We start from the raw sequence: 17,134 nt of genomic DNA on the forward strand, positions 1-17,134 counted from the left end.
CCAAGAAGGACATCGGCCAGATCCGCATCTTCGACCGCGAGACCAAGTTCGAGATCGTCGCCGAGACGGAGGCCCGCTTCCGCCAGGCGGTGAAGGGCGCCGCCGAGGGCGACATCCGTATCGAGCCGGCCGCCGCCCCGCCGGCCGCGGACCGTCCGCGGGGGCCGCGTCCGCCGGTGAACCGCGACGGGCCAAGGCCGCCCGGCGGACCAAAGCCCTTCGTCAGGCCGCGAGGTCCTGCGCCGCAAGGGGCTCGCCCTCAGGGCCCGCGACCGTCCGGCAAGCCGACCGGAGGCAAGCCCAAGCGGCGGCCGAACTAGCCGATCCGCTTGGCGACGGTGTCCTTCGCCCCCTGGCGCACGGTGATCTGCGGCGACGGTGCGCCCTTGCCGAAGGTGACCGTCAGCCGTGGCGAGGGCACGAAATAGGTGGCGCCGACCTCGTGCCGGAGCTCGAATTTCTGGGTCGCGAACTGGGCGAAGAGCCGGCCGCCGCCGCGGGTCACCGTTAGCGTCAGGCTGGGCGTCATGCGATAGGCGCCCACATAGCCCGCCGTGTCCTTGGCGCTGGGCGGGGCCGCGTCGGCCAGCATCGCCGGATCGAAGTAGAAGCCGCTCAGGCGATCGAACAGCCGGTCGATCGGCGCCTGATCGTTGTTGGATAGGATTACGAGGCTGAGGCCCTGGTCTGGGAACAGCACAAGGTCCGTGGAAAAGCCGTTGATGCCGCCGGCGTGCGCCCACATCCGCCGGCCGTTCACCTTCGAGATGAACTGGCCGTAGCCGTAGCCGAAGCCCTGGTCGGTGAACATCGCGGCCACGGACGCAGGCTTGAGGATCTTGCCGGACTGCAGCGCTTGCTGCCAAGCCAGCAGGTCGTCGGCGGTGGAATAGAGCGAGCCCGCCGCATAGGGGAGCGACATGGCGAGGTAGGGCGTGTTGCGCGGCTTTCCGCCCGTCACGGTATAGCCGGCGGCCCGCTGGGGCAGGATCGTCTCGCTGTCGTCGTAGCCGGTGTTCTTCAGGCCGAGCGGACCAAAGATGTGGTCCTGGAGATAGGCGGCATAGGTCTGGCCGCTGACTTTTTCGATCACGTAGCCCAGCAGGATGTAGCCGGTGTTGTCGTAGTTGAACTTCGCACCTGGTGTGAACTCCAGGGGCTTGTCCTGGGTCAGGGCGACGATCTCCTCGGGCGTGCGGTCGACCCGCGACAGCTTGCCGAAGAAGCCGGGCAGGGACGTGTAGCTGGGAATCCCCGAGGTGTGCGTCAGGAGATGCTTCAGGGTGATCGGCGCCCAGGATGCCGGGGCTTGCGGATAGTATTTGGTGATCGGGTCGTCGAGGCCGAGTTTGTCCTGCTCGGCGAGCTGCAGGATCGCCGTGGCGGTGAACTGCTTGGTGATCGAGCCGAGCCGGAATCGCGTCTCGGGGGTCGCTGGGATCGACCACTCGCGATTGGCCAGGCCGTAGCCCTTGCGAAGAATGGGCTTCCCGTCCTTCGCCACCAGTATGGCGCCGGAGAAGAGACCTGCATCCACGTAGCTGTTCGCGACGCTATCGACGGCCTTGGCGTAGCCGGGCGGCGCCGCCGGAGGCTTTTCGGCGGCGCGGGCGGGCGTGAGGCACACGGCGAGCGTGAACGCCGCCCAAGACAATATGCGCAGCCGACTCATGCGTCGCCTCTCTAGAATATTACATAGGTCATTTACGGGAAGCCGCGCGCAACGCAACCCCAGGCCGGCCCGCGTCGAACTCAGGCCGATCGGAACGGCCTCGCCGGCGGCAGGCCTGGCTCGCTGATGTCGAAACGCACCTGCGAACGGCCGAAGTCCATGGACACGGTGTCGAACTGGGTCAGCAGGTCCATGCCCAGCACAACGGCCGGCTTGTCCTTCAGGCCCCAGATGTCGAAGACATGCATATCGGCGTAGACCACCGGGATATTGCCCAGGTGCAGGCCGCCCAGCCGCATGAACGGCAGGAACAGCATCTCGCCGTAGAACTGCTCGCCGACCAGGGTCTCCATCCGCATGCGCTGGTAGGGATCGATCCGGCCGCGGCGCCGATCGGCGGCGGCCACCATCTCTCGAAGCGGCGCGTTGCACATGGTCATCTGCGAGCCGGAATCGATCATCGCGCTAATGCGTTTTCCGCTGAGGTCGGCGTCGACGATGGTCAGCTGGCCGAGCCGGCGCCGCGCGGGCACGACGGCGCTGCCTTCCTTCGAGACCTCTTCGCGTGAGCGGGTGATGGCGAGGTTCTTGGCCTTGAAGCCCAGCTCGAGCCGCTGGCCGCTCAGCCAGTCGATGCCGAGCACGCCGTCGAGGTTGTCGTTGAGCGGCAGGACCGCGGCGCGCACAGCCTTGCGGTTGCGGGCGCCGACCTGCAGACGATCGATCAGCACCCCTGGCCGCTCGCGCACGCCGACGATCGTGTGGACGCGGGCCGGCTCGGCCGTGGGAAGCGCCAGGCGATCGGCGAGGCTCTTGGACACACAGGAGGTGTTGGCGCCCGTGTCGATCAGGAATTGGAACGGGCCCTGGCCGTTGATGGTCACCGGGCCCAGCATGTGCTCGAAGGCGTCGTGGCCGGTGTCGATCTGGGTCGGCGTCTCTTCCACCAGGGCCGGACCGTCCATCCGGATCTGGGCGACAGCCCGCGAGAAGGGAAGGGCGGCGGCTGCGGCGGCGAACAGGCTGGTGGCGGCCTGGCGGCGGTTCGGAAGCATGGCACGCACTCCTGCCCTTGGGCGAACGAGGTTACCACCCGGCGAGGTCACGGTCACGCTGGCTTCAACCTTGCGGAAACTTCACCCGCGCTAGCGTGGGGCCATGTTGAAGCGCCTGCTGATTCTCGCCGCGCCCCTGCTGATCCTGGCGGGCGCCGCGCACGCTGCGGAAAAGTCCGGCGAGAAGACCAAAGAAGTCGGCCAGTATGTCGACCTGCAGCCGGTGGCCCTGCCGCTGGTCTTCGACGGCCGGCTGGTCAACTACGTGTTCGTCTACGTCCGGGTGAACCTCCGAAACGGGGCGGACGTGATCAAGATCCGCGAGAAGGAGCCGGCGTTCCGCGACGCCCTGGTGCGTGCCGGACATCGCACGCCCTTCACCGTGCCCGGCAGCTGGGAAAGGGTCGACGAAGCCAAGCTCTCGGCGGCCATGGCGCCGGCCGCCTCGGTCATCGCCGGAGCCGGCAATATGACCTCGGTCGTGGTCACCTCCCAGGCTCCCCAGAAGCGCGCCATGCCGCCCCGGCCGGCTGTCCCAACCCACCCTTGAGGCCCCTCCGGAGGCGCAGGTTGCGCCCACCGGCCAACTTTGGCACTTTCCGGCCACTCGTTCGGGGCGTTAAGAGAGCGCGCCCGGTGTTTGGGGAAAATCTTGGGGCTGGGAGCGAGCCGAGGCCGCGTGGTTACGATGGCTGTCGATCCCCCTCCGCGCGATCGTAAAGGGGTGCGCACGAAATGAGTTCGATACTTATGCTGGTGATCGGAGCCGGCCTGCTGGCCGTGCTGTACGGCGCCCTGCAGACCGCCTCGCTGCTCCGGGCCTCGCCCGGCAACGCGAAAATGCAGGAGATCGCCGCCGCCATCCAAGAGGGTGCGCAGGCCTATCTGAATAAGCAGTACACCGCGATCGCCGTGGTGGGCGTGGTGATCCTGATCGCCGTCTTCTTCCTGATCGGTCCGCTGGCGGCCATCGGCTTCGCCACCGGCGCGATCCTGTCGGGCGCGGCCGGCTTCGTCGGCATGCTGGTCTCGGTACGCGCCAACGTCCGAACCGCGCAGGCGGCTTCCGAAGGTCTGGCCAAGGGGCTGAAGCTCGCCTTCACCTCGGGCGCCATCACCGGTATGCTGGTGGCGGGTTTCGCCCTGATCGGCGTCGCCGGCTACTACGCCATCCTGACCGGTCCGCTCGGCCACCTGAACACCAGTCGTGAAGTGGTCGACTCCATGGTGGCCCTGGGCTTCGGGGCCAGCCTGATCTCCATCTTCGCCCGGCTCGGCGGCGGCATCTTCACTAAGGGCGCCGACGTGGGCGGCGACATGGTGGGCAAGGTCGAGGCCGGCATTCCGGAAGACGACCCCCGCAACGCCGCGACCATCGCCGACAACGTGGGCGACAACGTCGGCGACTGCGCCGGCATGGCCGCCGACCTATTCGAAACCTATGCGGTGACCACGGTCGCGACCATGGTGCTGGCGGCGATCTTCTTCGCCCCGGCCGGCGTCGAGACGGTGACCAACATGATGCTGCTGCCGCTGGCGATCTGCGGTGTCTGCATCATCACCTCGATCATCGGCACCTTCGCCGTGCGTCTGGGCAAGAACAACAACATCATGGGCGCGCTCTATCAGGGCCTGATCGTCACCGGCGTGCTGTCGGTGGGCGCGATCTACTGGGTGATCAGCAAGCTGGTCACCACCACCATGACGGTGAACGGCAAGTCCTTCGACGGGATGAGCCTCTTCTGGTGCGGCATCGTCGGCCTGGTCGTCACCGCCGCCATCGTGGTGATCACCGAATACTACACCGGCACCGGCTTCAGGCCCGTGAAGTCGGTGGCTAAGGCCTCGGTCTCCGGACACGGCACCAACGTGATCCAGGGCTTGGCCATGTCGCTGGAATCGACCGCGCTGCCGGCGCTGACGATCATCATCGGCATCATCGTCACCTATAACCTGGCGGGCCTCTTCGGCATCGCCATCGCCACCACCTCGATGCTGTCGCTGGCCGGCTTCATCGTGGCGCTCGACGCCTTCGGTCCGGTGACGGACAACGCCGGCGGCATCGCTGAAATGGCCGGCCTGCCGCCGGAAGTGCGCGTCACCACCGACGCACTCGACGCGGTCGGCAACACCACCAAGGCGGTGACCAAGGGCTATGCGATCGGCTCGGCCGGCCTCGGCGCCCTGGTGCTGTTCGCGGCCTATACCGAGGACCTTAAGTTCTTCGCGGCCAATGCCGCGCCGGGCTCGTTCTTCGACCATCTCGGCACAGTCGCCTTCGACCTCTCCAACCCCTACGTGGTCGTCGGCCTGCTGTTCGGCGGCCTCCTGCCCTTCCTGTTCGGCGGTCTCTCCATGACCGCCGTGGGTCGCGCGGCTGAAGCCGTCGTCGAGGAGGTCCGCCGTCAGTTCCGCGAGAATCCCGGGATCATGACCTATGACGTGAAGCCCGAATACGGCCGCGCCGTCGCGATCCTGACCCAGGCCGCGATCAAGGAAATGATCGTTCCCTCGCTGCTGCCGGTCGTCAGCCCGATCCTGCTGTTCTTCGTCATCAAGGCGATCGCCGGCAAGGTCGAAGCCTTCGCCTCGCTCGGCGCCATGCTGATGGGCGTGATCGTCACCGGCCTCTTCGTCGCCATCTCGATGACCTCGGGCGGCGGGGCGTGGGACAACGCCAAGAAGCTGATCGAGGAAGGCCACTACGGCGGCAAGGGTTCGGAAGCCCACAAGGCGGCCGTGACCGGCGACACCGTCGGCGACCCCTACAAGGACACCTCGGGTCCCGCGGTGAACCCGATGATCAAGATCACCAACATCGTGGCGCTGCTGCTGCTGGCGGTCCTGGCCCATGGCGTGATCCACTGATCCTCGCCTAGAGGCCGAAACGGAAACGCCCCGGAGAGCGATCTCCGGGGCGTTTTGATTTCTGGATCCGCGCCTTCGCGGGGATGAGTCGCTTGGCGCTCAGTTCCGGCGGTCGCCCGGGCGGTTGCCGGGGACGGATTCGTCGTCCTGCGGCAGCATGGAGCCGCGGCCGACGTTGCCCAGGATCTGTTCGAGGATGGTCAGCTCGCGCCCGCGGGTCGGCGTCTCGCGCCCGTTGAACGCCACGACCTTGCCGTCCTTCAGCGTGAAGCTGTTGACGCTCTCGACCGTCTCGGAATCCTTGTTGAAGGTGATCGCCACGACGTTGCGCGCAACCACTTCGGGCCGCTTGAAGGCGACGCGTGACTTCAGCTGGTTCATGTAGAACCAGGTGTTGGGGTCGAAGGTGCCGGTGGCCGAGGGCGAGCCCAGCCGGCCGCGAACGGTCGACTTGGTGTCGGTCCCGATCTTCACGTCCTTCGGATCGGACTCGATGGCCTGGAAGCCGGAATAGCTGGTGATCGGCGCGCAGGCCGAAAGGCTGGCCGCGGCGGCCGGGACCAGGAGGCCGGCGGCGAGGGCGACGAAGGCGGCTCGTGAGGACATATGCGGCTTGGAACCTGCTCTGACGCCAGAAAGCTTTTGACCTGGGGCTTTGACCTATCGTCGCTCGGCCCTTAGTTCAATGCGGCTTTATGGAACGGATCGGGCGAAATCGAGGCGTCATGCTGCTGGACCGACTGTTCCGACCCCGCCCGGCCCTCGCCGCCGGCCGCGCGCTCTATGCCCGCGCCGTGGCGCAATCGCGTGACCCGGCGCTCTATTCCGCCTTCGGCGCCCCCGACACGGTCGAGGGCCGCTTCGAGGTCTACAGCCTGCATGTGCTGCTGCTGATCGACCGGTTGCGCGGTCACGGCGAGGCCGCCGCCGAGGTCTCCCAGAGCCTCTTCGACACCTATGTGAAGGGCCTCGACGAGGCGCTGCGCGAGATGGGAGTCGGCGACCTCTCCGTGGGCCGCAAGATGCGCAAGCTGGGCGAAGCCTTCTATGGCCGCGGCAAATCCTATGAGACCGCCTTCGCCGCTCTGCCTGACACGGCCGAGCTGGAGGCGTTGCTGGCGCGTACGGTCTATGCGCAGACCGAGGCCCGCCCGGTGCGGAAGCTGGTGGACTATGTCCTGGTCCAACGCGCCGCACTCGCGGACCAGCCGTCAGAGGGGTTGCTGACCGGCGAGGTGGACTGGATCGCCGCATGAACCAGGCCTGGACCACGCCTGTCCGGCTGCACGAGGTCGGCCGCGGCGCGCTCAGCGTCCGGCTGGAGCCCGACGCCGCCGAGCGCGCCAGGATCGCTCACGAGCTGGGCCTGGAGAGCCTGCCGGCGCTGACCGCGAAGCTGACGCTCAAGCCATGGTTCGACGGGGTGGAGATCAGCGGGCGGTTCGAGGCCGTCGTCGAGCAGGTCTGCGCGGTCTCGCTGGACAATTTCCAGCATCCCCTGGCGGGCGACATCGATGTCCGCATCGTGCCCGTCGGCAGCCCGCAGGCCCCGGCGGCCGGCGGCGGAGAGGTCGAGTACGACCCCGAGGCGCCCGATCCGCCGGACGTGCTGGAGGGTGACGCCATCGACCTGGCGGCCTATGTGATCGAGCACTTGGCGCTGGAGATCGATCCCTTCGCCCGCAAGCCCGGCGTGGAGTTCGATTACACCCCGCCCACCGAGCCCGAGTCACCCTTCGCGGTGCTCAAGAAACTGAAGGGTGACGGACCCTAGCCGGTTCAAGGCCTTGTTTGCATTGCCGAGCCCGGGCGCTATCGTCCCGGGCGAATCCGGCGGGACCCGTCGAAGGACCAAAGCGCCGTCTTGACCCAACCACTGGTGATTTCCATCGACGCCATGGGCGGAGACCACGGGCCGCCCGTGGTGATCCCGGCTGTGGTGCGCGCGATCTCGCTTTTGCCGGAGTCGGTGCGTTTCCTGCTGCACGGCGACGAGACCGTGATCGCCGCCGGGCTCGCCAAGCATCCCGACGCCGCGCGCCGGGTGGAAGTCCGCCACGCCGAGCGGGTCATCGGCATGGATGAGAAGCCCGCCCAGGCGCTGCGCCGCGGCAAGGGGACCTCGATGTGGAACGCCGTCGAGGCGGTGCGCGAGGGCCAGGCGGTGGCCGCGGTCTCGGCCGGCAACACCGGCGCCCTGATGGCGATATCCAAGTTGATACTGCGGATGAGCGCCGACCTTGAACGCCCGGCGCTGGTCACCAGCATCCCCACCGCGCGCTCGGTCACCACCTTCCTGGACGTGGGCGCCAACATCGACTGCGACGCCGAGCGCCTGGTGGAGTTCGCGATCATGGGCGAGGCCTTCCACCGCGCCGCACACGGCGTGCCCCGGCCCACCGTCGGCCTGCTGAACGTCGGCTCCGAGGAGATGAAGGGCCACGAGGAGGTCCGCGAGGCCAACCGCGTCCTGCGCGAAGGCAAGATCGACCTCGATTACCGCGGCTTCGTGGAGGGCGACGACATCACCCGCGGCGCCGTGGACGTGATCGTCACCGACGGTTTTACCGGCAACATCGCGCTCAAGGCCATGGAGGGCGCGGCGCGCTTCATGAACGCCGAGCTGCGCAACGCGCTCACCTCGGGCCTGATGGCGACGGTGGGCTTGGTCCTGGCACGCTCGGCGCTGATGCGGTTCCGCGAGCGAATGAGCCCGACGCCGGCCGCTCCGTTGCTGGGCCTGAACGGCATCGTGCTGAAGTGCCATGGCGGGGCCAGCGACCGGGACTTCGCCCAGGCCATCCGGCTCGCCGCGGACCTCGCCCGCAGCGACTTCTCCGCCGAGATCGAACGGAACATGCGGCGGTTGCCGGACGCGCTCGCCGAGGCCGCCGAGCCGGCTCCACCCCACGCCGCCGAGGCGCCCCAAGGAGCCGTCGAGTGACCCGTCAGTTGCGTAGTGTTGTGACCGGGGTCGGCGGCTACCTGCCCGAACGGGTGGTGACCAACGACGACCTCGCCAAGTTCGTCGACACCTCCGACGAGTGGATCGTCGAGCGCACCGGTATCCGCCAGCGCCACCAGGCCGCCGACGACCAGCCGGTCTCCGATCTCGCCGCCGCCGCCGCGCGCCGGGCGCTGGAGGCGGCGGGCCGCACCCCGGCCGACATCGACCTGATCATCGTCGCCACCACCACCGCGGACCTCACCTTCCCGGCGGTCGCCACCATCGTCCAGCGCAAGCTGGGCTGCCCGGTGGGCATCGCCTTCGACGTGCAGGCCGTCTGCTCGGGCTTCGTCTACGCGCTCTCGGTCGCCGACGGCTTCGTGGCCCGCAATCGCTCCAAATGCGCCTTGGTGATCGGCGCCGAGACCATGACCCGGCTGATGGACTGGACCGACCGCGGCACCTGCGTGCTGTTCGGCGACGGCGCCGGGGCGGTGGTGATGGAGCCAATGGAGGGCGAGGGGACGACGGACGATCGCGGCCTGCTGGGCTTCGCGCTCCGCGCCGACGGGACCAAGCAGGAGTTGCTGTTCGTCGACGGCGGCCCGTCCACCAACGGCCAGGTCGGCAAGCTGCGGATGCAGGGCAACCAGGTGTTCCGCCACGCCGTGGTCAACATCTCCGAGGCGGTGACGGCCGCCGCCGAGGACGCCGGGGTCGAGGTCGCCAGCGTCGACTGGTTCGTGCCGCACCAGGCGAACCTGCGCATCCTGCAGGGCGTCGCGCGGCGCCTGGGCATCGATGAGGACAAGGTGATCACCACCCTCGACCAGCACGCCAACACCTCCGCCGCCTCTATTCCCCTGGCGCTGGACCAGGGCGTGCGCGACGGGCGCATCAAGCCCGGTCAGCTGCTGTTACTGGAGGCGATGGGCGGAGGCCTCACCTGGGGCGCCTGCGTCCTTCGGCTCTAGGGTTATCGGCGATCCGCAATCGCCCGCTTGAAGTCTTTGACGTCATGGGACAATCAGGGCAACGTTACAGGATTGCGACGGGGGCACGGGCGAGCATGAAGGGCGCGACGGTTACGCGAGCCGATCTCTGTGAGGCGGTCCACGAGGAAGTGGGCCTGACGCGTCAGGACTGCGGAGAGCTGGTCGAACGCGTGCTCGAGCTGATGGCGGTCGCCTTGGAGAAGGGCGAGCAGGTCAAGCTTTCCGGCTTCGGCGTCTTCCAGGTCCGCGCCAAGCGCGCTCGCATGGGCCGCAATCCCAAGACCGGCGAGCCCGCCGCCATCGAGCCGCGCCGGGTGATCGGCTTCCGCGCCTCGCAAGTCATGAAGGCGCGGGTCGACCGCGCCCTGGCCCGGTGAGGGCGGCTTAACTCGTGGCCAAGGGCCCGGAAGCCTTTCGGACCATCTCCGAAGCGGCGGACGAGCTTAGCGTGCCGCAACATGTCCTGCGGTTCTGGGAGACCAAGTTCGCCTTCATCCGGCCGATGAAGCGGGCTGGCGGCCGCCGATTCTACCGTCCCTCCGACATCGCCGTGCTGCGCGGCGTCCGCCGTCTGCTGCACGACGAGGGCTACACCATCAAGGGCGTCCAGCGGCTGCACCGCGAGGAAGGTCTGCGCCGGCTGGTCAGCGCCGGCGGCGGGGAGGGCGCTTCGCCCGCCGCTGAGGGCCGACCGGCCGCGGCCGGCCGCGACGGCCTCTACGAAGCCCTGCGCGACCTCGAGACCGCCAAGCAACGGCTGGATGCTCTGCTGAAGTCCAAATGATCATCATCTTGGGGGGATGATCGGCGAATGGTCGGAGCGACAGGATTTGAACCTGCGACCCCTTGACCCCCAGTCAAGTGCGCTACCAGGCTGCGCTACGCTCCGACGCCTCGCGGCGAGCGCGCCTTATAGGCGGGCGATGATCGTCGCCGCAATCCCGAAAAGCCGCGGAGCGTTTTCCGGCCGACTGGGGACAGCTCGGCGGATCAGGAAGAGCGACCAGCAACGATCTACGTCCGGTTCATCCAGGAGATGAGCGGCAGGACCGGAATCCCCCAGCAGACGCCGGCCAGGGCGTAGAAGACGAACTGCAGCGGCCCGTGGTCAGGCACGTACTGCGCCAGGCGCGCGACGAGGCCCATGTAGGCCAGCAGGAAGGCCAGGATGCCGAAGAGGCCGATCAGTTTGCGCACGCGCGGGTTCATCCGCCGTCCTTAGCCGCGCGGTCCGTCCGGTGGAAGCGTGGACGCCCGCGGCTTTCCGCGATACGCCGCGCCCCAGTTCAGCCCGAATGGCGCCCGATCCCGGCTCATGACCTCGTTCCTGCGTTCCGACCGCTCCCGCGCCGTCGCCTTCTGGCTCCTGACCGTCGCCGCCTTGGTGCTGGCCATGGTGGTGGTGGGCGGCTCGACCCGCCTGACCGGCTCGGGCCTGTCGATCACCCAGTGGAAGCCGATCTCCGGCGCGCTGCCGCCGCTCGGCCTCGCCGACTGGCAGGCGGAGTTCGCGCGCTATCGGGCGATCCCGCAATTCCGGTACGTGAACCCGGCCATGACGCTGGAGCAGTTCCGCTTCATCTACTGGTGGGAGTGGTCGCACCGCTTCCTGGCGCGGCTCCTGGGCGTCGTCTTCCTCGCACCGCTCGCATGGTTCGCGGTCCGCCGCGAGCTGCCGAGGCGGCTCCTCTGGCAGTTCGTCGCGATCGTCGTCCTGATCGGCCTGGAGCCGCTGGTGGGCTGGTGGATGGTGGCGAGCGGCCTCGCCGAGCGGGTCTATGTCGCGCCCGAACGGCTGATGATCCACTTAGGGATAGCCTTCGCCCTGCTGGGCGCCCTCGTCTGGACCGCGCTCGACGCCTGGGCGGGCTCCGCGCGCCAGACCTTGCCGAGCCCCTGGGGCGGCCGGGCGCTCTGGCTCGTGGGCCTGATCTATTTCCAGATCCTGCTGGGCGCCCTGGTGGCCGGCAACCAGGCGGGTCTGGTCTACAATGACTGGCCGCTGTTCGCGGGCCATCTGCTGCCGAAGGACTACGCCGGCGCGGGCCTGTGGGCGACGCTGGCGCACAGTCAGGGCGCCGTGCAGCTGCACCACCGGCTGGTCGCCTATCTGCTACTGGTCGCGGCCGTGGCCGTGGGCGTGGGCGCGCTGCGGTCGAGGCGTCTCGCCGTAGAGGCCAAGCAGCTTGCGCTGGGCCTTGCGCTGATAGTGATCGTCCAGGCCCTGCTCGGGATCGCCACCCTGATGGCCCGCGTGCCGGTCGGTCTTGGGGTCGCCCACCAGCTCACCGCGGCCCTGACGCTCAGCCTCGCGGTCGCCTTCGCCTGGCGGGTGCGCCGGATCTGAGCCGAGTCCGGAAACGCTGTTTTCTCGTCATTGCAGACACCGGCGAGCGGAGCCACAAGGAGGCGACGTCGCTTCGGCGAAGACCAGGGGGCAAGGCATGTCATCGCGGGTTCGGATTTTTTCGGCGGCGCTCGCCGTCGCAATTGGAGGGGGTTTGGCCGTCACCGCGGTTTCGCGGGCCGAGCCCCACAAGGCCGCTTTCGCCTACACCGCCGACGGCAAGCTTGAATATCCGAAGGACTACCGGACCTGGGTTTACCTCTCGAGCGGCATGGACATGGCCTATTCCGAGAACGCCGGCGTGGGCGACACACACGCGTTCGACAATGTCTTCGTCAACCGCGAGGCCTACGAGAGCTACCAGAAGACCGGAACCTGGCCCGACAAGACCATCTTCATGCTCGAGGTGCGCAAGGGCGAGGGCCGTGGCTCGATCAACAAGAAAGGCGTGTTCCAGGCCGACGTGCTGGGCCGCGAGGCGCATGTGAAGGACACCGCCCGCTTCAAGAGCGGCTGGGCCTTCTTTGGGTTCGGCGGCGGGCAGGGCCCCTCGCAGGCGGCGTTCCCGCAGACCTCGGCCTGCAACACCTGCCACGAGCAGCATGCGGCGGTGGACACCACCTTCGTCCAGTTCTACCCGACACTGCAGGCCAAGGCGCAGGAGATGAAGACCTTCAGCGCGGCCTATCTCGCCGAGGAAGCCAAGGGCAAGGACGAGAAGCGGTAGTATATTACCGTATCAATAAAGTGCCGTGTTTTCAACGGCGTGAGCATATTCTCCCACCGGCGAGTTGACAGCGTCCGGCATTGTCGGCATATGCGCCCGCTCACGCCGGGGTCCTTTCGCCCCGCCAAGATCCGGATGAATTTCCTATGATGAAGACCACGGCTTCGCTGAAGCCCGCCGAGGTCGAGAAGAAGTGGATCGTGATCGACGCCGAGAACGCCGTGGTCGGCCGCCTCGCGACCTTCATCGCCAACCGTCTTCGCGGCAAGCATCGGCCCGACTACACCCCGCACGTCGACTGCGGCGACTTCGTCGTCGTCGTGAACGCCGACAAGGTGAAGTTCACCGGCAAGAAGCTGTCGGACAAGATTTACTACTGGCACACCGGCCACCCCGGCGGCGTCAAGCAACGGACCGCCGGCCAGATCCTCGACGGCAAGTTCCCCGAGCGCGTGCTGGAAAAGGCCGTCGAGCGCATGCTGCCGAAGGAAAGCCCGCTGGCCCGCAAGCAGCTGACGCACCTGCGCATCTACAACGCGCCTGAGCATCCGCACGCCGCCCAGAACCCCGAGACCATCGCGTTCGCCGACATGAACGCCAAGAACGTGCGGAGCGCGTAAGCATGTCCGAATCCCCCACCACCGAAGCGACCGGCTTCGACGCCCTGAAGGGCATGGGCACGCAGGCCGCCGAGGACGTGATCGTCTACGAGCGCAAGGTCGACGCCCAGGGTCGTTCCTATGCGACCGGCAAGCGGAAGAACGCCATCGCCCGCGTCTGGATCAAGCCCGGCAAGGGCAAGATCACCATCAACGGCCGCGACCAGGAGATCTACTTCGCGCGTCCCGTGCTGCGGATGATGATCGCCCAGCCGATGGATCTCGCCGACCGTGCGGGCCAGTTCGACGTGGTCGTCTCCGTGCAGGGCTCGGGCCTTTCCGGCCAGGCCGGCGCGATCCGCCACGGCATCTCCAAGGCGCTGACCTATTACGAGCCCGGCCTGCGCGCCGTCCTGAAGCCGCACGGCCTCCTGACCCGCGACAGCCGCGTCGTCGAGCGGAAGAAGTACGGCAAGGCCAAGGCCCGACGCAGCTTCCAGTTCTCGAAGCGCTAAAGCCGCGCGCGAAAACTCGCGTTTCGGAAAGGGCGCTTCGGGAAACCGAGGCGCCCTTTCTCTTTGTCTGGATCTCGAGGCTATGACCCACACAGTCTTCATCGATGGCGAAGCCGGCACCACCGGGCTGCAGATCCGCGACCGGCTGACCCGCCGCACCGACCTGGAGGTCGTCTCCATCGATCCGGCGCGGCGCAAGGACGCCGATGCGCGCGCCGAGCTGCTGAACGGCGTCGACGTCGTCGTGCTCTGCCTGCCGGACGACGCGGCGCGCGAAGCGGTCTCGCTAGTCACTTCGAACAGCGTGCGCATCGTCGACGCCTCGACGGCGCACCGCACGGCGCCTGACTGGGCCTATGGATTCGCCGAGATGGACGCGAGCCAGCGCGCGGCCATCGCCGGCTCCACGCGGGTCAGCAATCCCGGCTGCTATCCGACCGGCTTCATCGGCCTCGTGCGGCCCCTGGTGGCGGCGGGACTGATCCCCGCGGACTTCCCGCTGACCGTGAACGCCGTCTCCGGCTACTCCGGCGGCGGCAAGAGCCTGATCGGCGAGTTCGAGGGGCCGGTCCCGGCCGGCACGAACGACGCCTTCCGCGTCTATGGCCTGACGCTCGCCCACAAGCACCTGCCGGAGATGCAGCGGCATTCCGGCTTGATCCATCCCCCGGTCTTCGCCCCCTCGGTCGGCCGCTATGCCCAAGGGATGATCGTCGAGGTCCCGCTGCAGCTGTGGGCGCTGCCCGGCAAGCCGGACCCGGGCGACCTGCGCGTGGCGCTCGAAGCGGCCTACGCCGGCGAGCGGTTCGTGGAGGTGGCGAGCGGCACGGAATGCGCCGACCTCGCCAAGGCCCGCGCCGGGGCCGGCGGCTATGTGGCGGCCCTCGATCCGGAGGCGCTGAACGGCACCAACCGCATGCGGCTCTTCGTGTTTCCGAACGCCGAAAGAGCCCAGGTCCGCCTGGTGGCCCTGCTCGACAATCTCGGCAAGGGTGCGTCGGGCGCGGCGGTCCAGAACCTCAACCTGATGCTAGGCCTGGAGGAGGGTGCGGGGCTGTGATCCTGCGCCGTGACAGGGCTGAAACCGAAGAAGGCTTGTAACTTTCGTCCGTGGCGCCACGTAATCCAGGCATGAGCACCCTCAGCCTTTCCCGCCGCGGCTTCCTGATGGCCACGGCCTTCGCCGCCGCGGCCCCCAGCCTGGCGTTCGCCGCGGCCGACCCCTACGCCGCCTCGCCGTTCCGCAAGGTCTCCGACGCGGAATGGAAGACGCGCCTGCCGGCCGCTTCCTATGAGGTGTTGCGCCACGAGGACACCGAACGCCCGGGCTCCAGCCCGCTGCTCGCCGAGCACCGCAAGGGGACCTTCGTCTGCCTGGGCTGCGGCCTGCCGATCTTCAAGTCGGACTGGAAGTTCGAGAGCGGCACCGGCTGGCCGAGCTTCTACACCTTCATCCCGGGGTCACTGTCCGAGAAAAAGGACTTCGCGATCGGCGTGCCACGCACCGAATACCATTGCGCCCAGTGCCTGGGACACCACGGCCACGTCTTCAACGACGGGCCGAAGCCCACTGGCCTGCGCTACTGCAACAACGGCCTCGCGCTGAAGTTCGTCCCCGCCTAGAGCCGCTTGCCGTGCTTCTGCGGCGGCGAGGGTGACGGCGACGGAGAGGGCGATGGCGACGGTGATCCGCCGTCTTCCTGATGGATGCTGCCCGAGCCCGTGATGTTGCTTTCCAGCCTGGCCGGATGGCTCAGCAGCGTGACGTCACCCGAGCCGGAGATGTTGAGGTTCGCCGCGCCGGTGGGCGCGAGGGTCGCATCGCCGGAGCCGGTGATGTCGACGTCGGCGTTCTCGACTTTCAGGCCCGAGAGGTCGGTGTCCGACGAGCCCGACACCGTCAGCGCCACGGCCTTGGCCTCGCCGCTGGCCCTGACGTTGGCGTTGCCCGACAGGTCCAGGGTGAGCTTGTCCTGCTTGTAGCCGGCGATGGCGACCTCGCCGCTACCGCCGATGGTGAAGCTGTTCACCCCCGGCGCGGTCATGGTGATGGTGAGATTGCCCCAGTGGGCGCCGTGGTGGCCGTGGGCGAAGCGGATCTGGCCGCCCTCCACCTCGATGTCTTCGATCATGTTCTGCGGGCCGGAAATGGTCAGTTTTCCGGGGCCTGGGGCCTGGGTGTACTGCACGTCGGCCGGGACATCGATGTCGAGGCTGTCGCCGCCGGTCCAGGCGACCTCGCGCGTCGCCTGCGGACCGTTCTCGGCCCAGTCGCCGTGACCATGGCCCCAGCGATGGCCGTTGATCGAGATATCGCCGTCCGAGTTCCAGCGGCCCCAGTTCCAGGCGCCGTTGCTGAGCAGATCCGGGCCGCCGATCGCGACGGCCGTCGATAGGGTGACCACCGAGAGCAGGAAGCCCGTGACGGCGATCATGACGAGCACGCGGATCATTGCACGCCTCCCAGGCTTTGCGGTTCGAGCGCCGGCTTGAGCAGCCGGTAGTGCAGGCGGCCGTACCAGACGAGGGCGTTGACCAGGCCGACGGTGCAGATGGCCAGCACCGCGCCCATCGAGGCCGCGCCCGACATCAGGCCGATGCCGGCCAGGACCGCGGCGGTCGGGCCGCCGGCCAGGCCGGTGAACGGTCCGGCGGCAAAGACCACGCCGCCGGCGAAGAAGACCGCGATCACCGCGATGGCGATGCCGAACATCGCCCCGCCGACGCCCATGAGGATCGGCAGCAGCACCAGGATGTCGAGGGCCCCGAGGCCCAGCACCGCGAAGATCGCCGAGGCGCCGGCAGACGGGCTGCGTTCTTCCTCCCAGCGTTTCAGGCCGATCTCGGCGCGAAGCTCGCGGGCGAGCCGCCCGGGGTCGCCCAACCCCGCGGCCACGTCGGCCTCGCTGCGGCCGGCGGCCTCGCCCTCTTTGAAATGGTTCTCATAGTCCGCGACGATGTCGGCCTGGGCGGACGGGGGCAGGCCGCGAAGGCCTTCCCGCAACCGGGCCATGAACGCCTGACGGGTCATTTCGCCCCTCCAAGGATACCTTGCACCGCGCCGGAGAACGAGCTCCAGGCGGCCTTCTGCGAGGCGAAGCTCGCCTTTCCGGCGTCGGTCAGCCGGTAGTATTTACGCGACGGGCCGGTCTGCGATTCGACCAGATAGGTCTCGACCAGCCGATCGTTCTGCAGCCTGCGCATCAGCGGATAGATCGTGCCCTCGCCCATGCCGATCGAATCGGAGAGCTGGCTGGCGATGTCGTAGGCGTAGCTGTCGTGCTGCGAGAGGAGGGCGAGCACGCAAAGCTCGAGCGCCCCCTTCTTCAGCTGGATCTCGATGGCTTCAGGCACGTCGGCGCCTCCTTGCGAAGCCAAGACCTATCGCAAGGTACTAGGCGGTGCAAGG

The 17,134-nt window shown here is 68.1% G+C and carries 21 protein-coding genes, 1 tRNA gene and 1 pseudogene; 15 read left to right on the top strand and 8 right to left on the bottom strand.

Annotated features, from left to right (window positions below):
- Positions 1 to 320: pseudogene (locus tag ACESMY_RS17110) on the top strand (DEAD/DEAH box helicase); the annotation flags it as partial.
- Here the strand turns inward: ACESMY_RS17110 and ACESMY_RS17115 are convergent.
- Positions 317 to 1,672 carry a serine hydrolase gene (locus tag ACESMY_RS17115; RefSeq protein ID WP_372785828.1) on the bottom strand — a complete coding sequence of 452 codons (1,356 nt, stop codon included), beginning with the start codon at positions 1,670 to 1,672 and terminating at the stop codon, positions 317 to 319. The pseudogene ACESMY_RS17110 and the gene ACESMY_RS17115 sit on opposite strands and share 4 nt — an antisense overlap.
- A gap of 80 nt (positions 1,673 to 1,752) precedes the next feature.
- Complete coding sequence (locus ACESMY_RS17120) at positions 1,753 to 2,727, bottom strand: retroviral-like aspartic protease family protein (protein ID WP_372785829.1); 975 nt, start codon at positions 2,725 to 2,727, stop codon at positions 1,753 to 1,755.
- 103 nt (positions 2,728 to 2,830) lie between these two features.
- Here ACESMY_RS17120 and ACESMY_RS17125 point away from each other — a divergent pair, with 103 nt between their 5' ends.
- Positions 2,831 to 3,277, top strand: a complete 447-nt coding sequence (locus ACESMY_RS17125) for a hypothetical protein (RefSeq protein WP_372785830.1) — start codon at positions 2,831 to 2,833, stop codon at positions 3,275 to 3,277.
- 185 nt (positions 3,278 to 3,462) lie between these two features.
- Entirely contained in the window at positions 3,463 to 5,595 is a 2,133-nt protein-coding gene (locus tag ACESMY_RS17130) for a sodium-translocating pyrophosphatase (protein ID WP_372785831.1), read from the top strand.
- A 99-nt stretch (positions 5,596 to 5,694) separates the two neighbouring features.
- Here the strand turns inward: ACESMY_RS17130 and ACESMY_RS17135 are convergent, their stop codons facing one another.
- A complete protein-coding gene (locus ACESMY_RS17135) occupies positions 5,695 to 6,201 on the bottom strand; it encodes an outer membrane protein assembly factor BamE (protein WP_372785832.1) in 507 nt (168 codons plus the stop codon).
- 119 nt (positions 6,202 to 6,320) lie between these two features.
- On the opposite strand from ACESMY_RS17135, the gene ACESMY_RS17140 reads away from it, so the two are divergent.
- The 6 genes from ACESMY_RS17140 to ACESMY_RS17165 all read left to right on the top strand — a co-directional run bounded on the left by ACESMY_RS17140 (position 6,321) and on the right by ACESMY_RS17165 (position 10,321).
- A complete protein-coding gene (locus ACESMY_RS17140) occupies positions 6,321 to 6,851 on the top strand; it encodes a ubiquinol-cytochrome C chaperone family protein (protein WP_372785833.1) in 531 nt (176 codons plus the stop codon).
- Complete coding sequence (locus ACESMY_RS17145; RefSeq protein WP_372785834.1) at positions 6,848 to 7,369, top strand: DUF177 domain-containing protein; 522 nt, start codon at positions 6,848 to 6,850, stop codon at positions 7,367 to 7,369. The genes ACESMY_RS17140 and ACESMY_RS17145 overlap by 4 nt, the downstream gene beginning before the upstream one ends.
- A 90-nt stretch (positions 7,370 to 7,459) precedes the next feature.
- The gene (plsX, locus tag ACESMY_RS17150; protein WP_372785835.1) at positions 7,460 to 8,539 is read left to right on the top strand and encodes a phosphate acyltransferase PlsX; all 1,080 of its coding nucleotides are present in this window, start codon (positions 7,460 to 7,462) and stop codon (positions 8,537 to 8,539) included.
- Positions 8,540 to 8,547: 8 nt separating this feature from the next.
- Positions 8,548 to 9,516, top strand: a complete 969-nt coding sequence (locus ACESMY_RS17155) for a beta-ketoacyl-ACP synthase III (RefSeq protein ID WP_372785893.1) — start codon at positions 8,548 to 8,550, stop codon at positions 9,514 to 9,516.
- Positions 9,517 to 9,611: 95 nt separating this feature from the next.
- Positions 9,612 to 9,914: an integration host factor subunit alpha gene (locus ACESMY_RS17160; RefSeq protein ID WP_293365954.1), complete on the top strand. Its 303-nt coding sequence runs from the start codon at positions 9,612 to 9,614 to the stop codon at positions 9,912 to 9,914.
- A gap of 14 nt (positions 9,915 to 9,928) precedes the next feature.
- Positions 9,929 to 10,321, top strand: a complete 393-nt coding sequence (locus ACESMY_RS17165; RefSeq protein ID WP_372785836.1) for a MerR family transcriptional regulator — start codon at positions 9,929 to 9,931, stop codon at positions 10,319 to 10,321.
- Between the two features lie 28 nt (positions 10,322 to 10,349).
- Here the strand turns inward: ACESMY_RS17165 and ACESMY_RS17170 are convergent.
- Positions 10,350 to 10,426: transfer RNA gene (locus tag ACESMY_RS17170), tRNA-Pro, on the bottom strand.
- Between the two features lie 125 nt (positions 10,427 to 10,551).
- Positions 10,552 to 10,746: a DUF2842 domain-containing protein gene (locus ACESMY_RS17175; RefSeq protein ID WP_372785837.1), complete on the bottom strand. Its 195-nt coding sequence runs from the start codon at positions 10,744 to 10,746 to the stop codon at positions 10,552 to 10,554.
- A gap of 106 nt (positions 10,747 to 10,852) precedes the next feature.
- Here ACESMY_RS17175 and ACESMY_RS17180 point away from each other — a divergent pair, with 106 nt between their 5' ends.
- The 6 genes from ACESMY_RS17180 (at position 10,853) to msrB (ending at position 15,348) form a co-directional block, all read left to right on the top strand.
- Positions 10,853 to 11,884 (top strand): COX15/CtaA family protein, encoded by a 1,032-nt coding sequence (locus tag ACESMY_RS17180; protein ID WP_372785838.1) that lies wholly within the window; start codon positions 10,853 to 10,855, stop codon positions 11,882 to 11,884.
- Positions 11,885 to 12,038: 154 nt separating this feature from the next.
- Positions 12,039 to 12,611 (top strand): cytochrome P460 family protein, encoded by a 573-nt coding sequence (locus ACESMY_RS17185; protein ID WP_372785839.1) that lies wholly within the window; start codon positions 12,039 to 12,041, stop codon positions 12,609 to 12,611.
- Positions 12,612 to 12,757: 146 nt separating this feature from the next.
- The gene (rplM, locus tag ACESMY_RS17190) at positions 12,758 to 13,231 is read left to right on the top strand and encodes a 50S ribosomal protein L13 (RefSeq protein WP_372785840.1); all 474 of its coding nucleotides are present in this window, start codon (positions 12,758 to 12,760) and stop codon (positions 13,229 to 13,231) included.
- 2 nt (positions 13,232 to 13,233) lie between these two features.
- Positions 13,234 to 13,725, top strand: coding sequence for a 30S ribosomal protein S9 (gene rpsI / locus ACESMY_RS17195; RefSeq protein WP_372785841.1), 492 nt, complete (start codon positions 13,234 to 13,236; stop codon positions 13,723 to 13,725).
- A gap of 82 nt (positions 13,726 to 13,807) precedes the next feature.
- Positions 13,808 to 14,785 carry an N-acetyl-gamma-glutamyl-phosphate reductase gene (gene argC, locus ACESMY_RS17200; RefSeq protein ID WP_372785842.1) on the top strand — a complete coding sequence of 326 codons (978 nt, stop codon included), beginning with the start codon at positions 13,808 to 13,810 and terminating at the stop codon, positions 14,783 to 14,785.
- Positions 14,786 to 14,856: 71 nt separating this feature from the next.
- Positions 14,857 to 15,348, top strand: a complete 492-nt coding sequence (gene msrB / locus ACESMY_RS17205; protein ID WP_372785843.1) for a peptide-methionine (R)-S-oxide reductase MsrB — start codon at positions 14,857 to 14,859, stop codon at positions 15,346 to 15,348.
- On the opposite strand, the gene ACESMY_RS17210 is transcribed toward msrB, so the two are convergent.
- From ACESMY_RS17210 to ACESMY_RS17220, 3 genes are read right to left on the bottom strand one after another with little or no spacing between them, the layout of a single operon-like run.
- Positions 15,345 to 16,178 (bottom strand): GIN domain-containing protein, encoded by an 834-nt coding sequence (locus ACESMY_RS17210; protein ID WP_372785844.1) that lies wholly within the window; start codon positions 16,176 to 16,178, stop codon positions 15,345 to 15,347. The two genes, msrB and ACESMY_RS17210, sit on opposite strands and share 4 nt — an antisense overlap.
- Positions 16,175 to 16,756: a DUF1700 domain-containing protein gene (locus tag ACESMY_RS17215; protein WP_372785845.1), complete on the bottom strand. Its 582-nt coding sequence runs from the start codon at positions 16,754 to 16,756 to the stop codon at positions 16,175 to 16,177. The genes ACESMY_RS17210 and ACESMY_RS17215 overlap by 4 nt, the downstream gene beginning before the upstream one ends.
- Positions 16,753 to 17,079 (bottom strand): PadR family transcriptional regulator, encoded by a 327-nt coding sequence (locus tag ACESMY_RS17220; protein ID WP_372785846.1) that lies wholly within the window; start codon positions 17,077 to 17,079, stop codon positions 16,753 to 16,755. The genes ACESMY_RS17215 and ACESMY_RS17220 overlap by 4 nt, the downstream gene beginning before the upstream one ends.
- Positions 17,080 to 17,134 lie beyond the last annotated feature (55 nt).

Source organism: Phenylobacterium sp. (genome assembly GCF_041691455.1).
Lineage (GTDB): Bacteria > Pseudomonadota > Alphaproteobacteria > Caulobacterales > Caulobacteraceae > Phenylobacterium.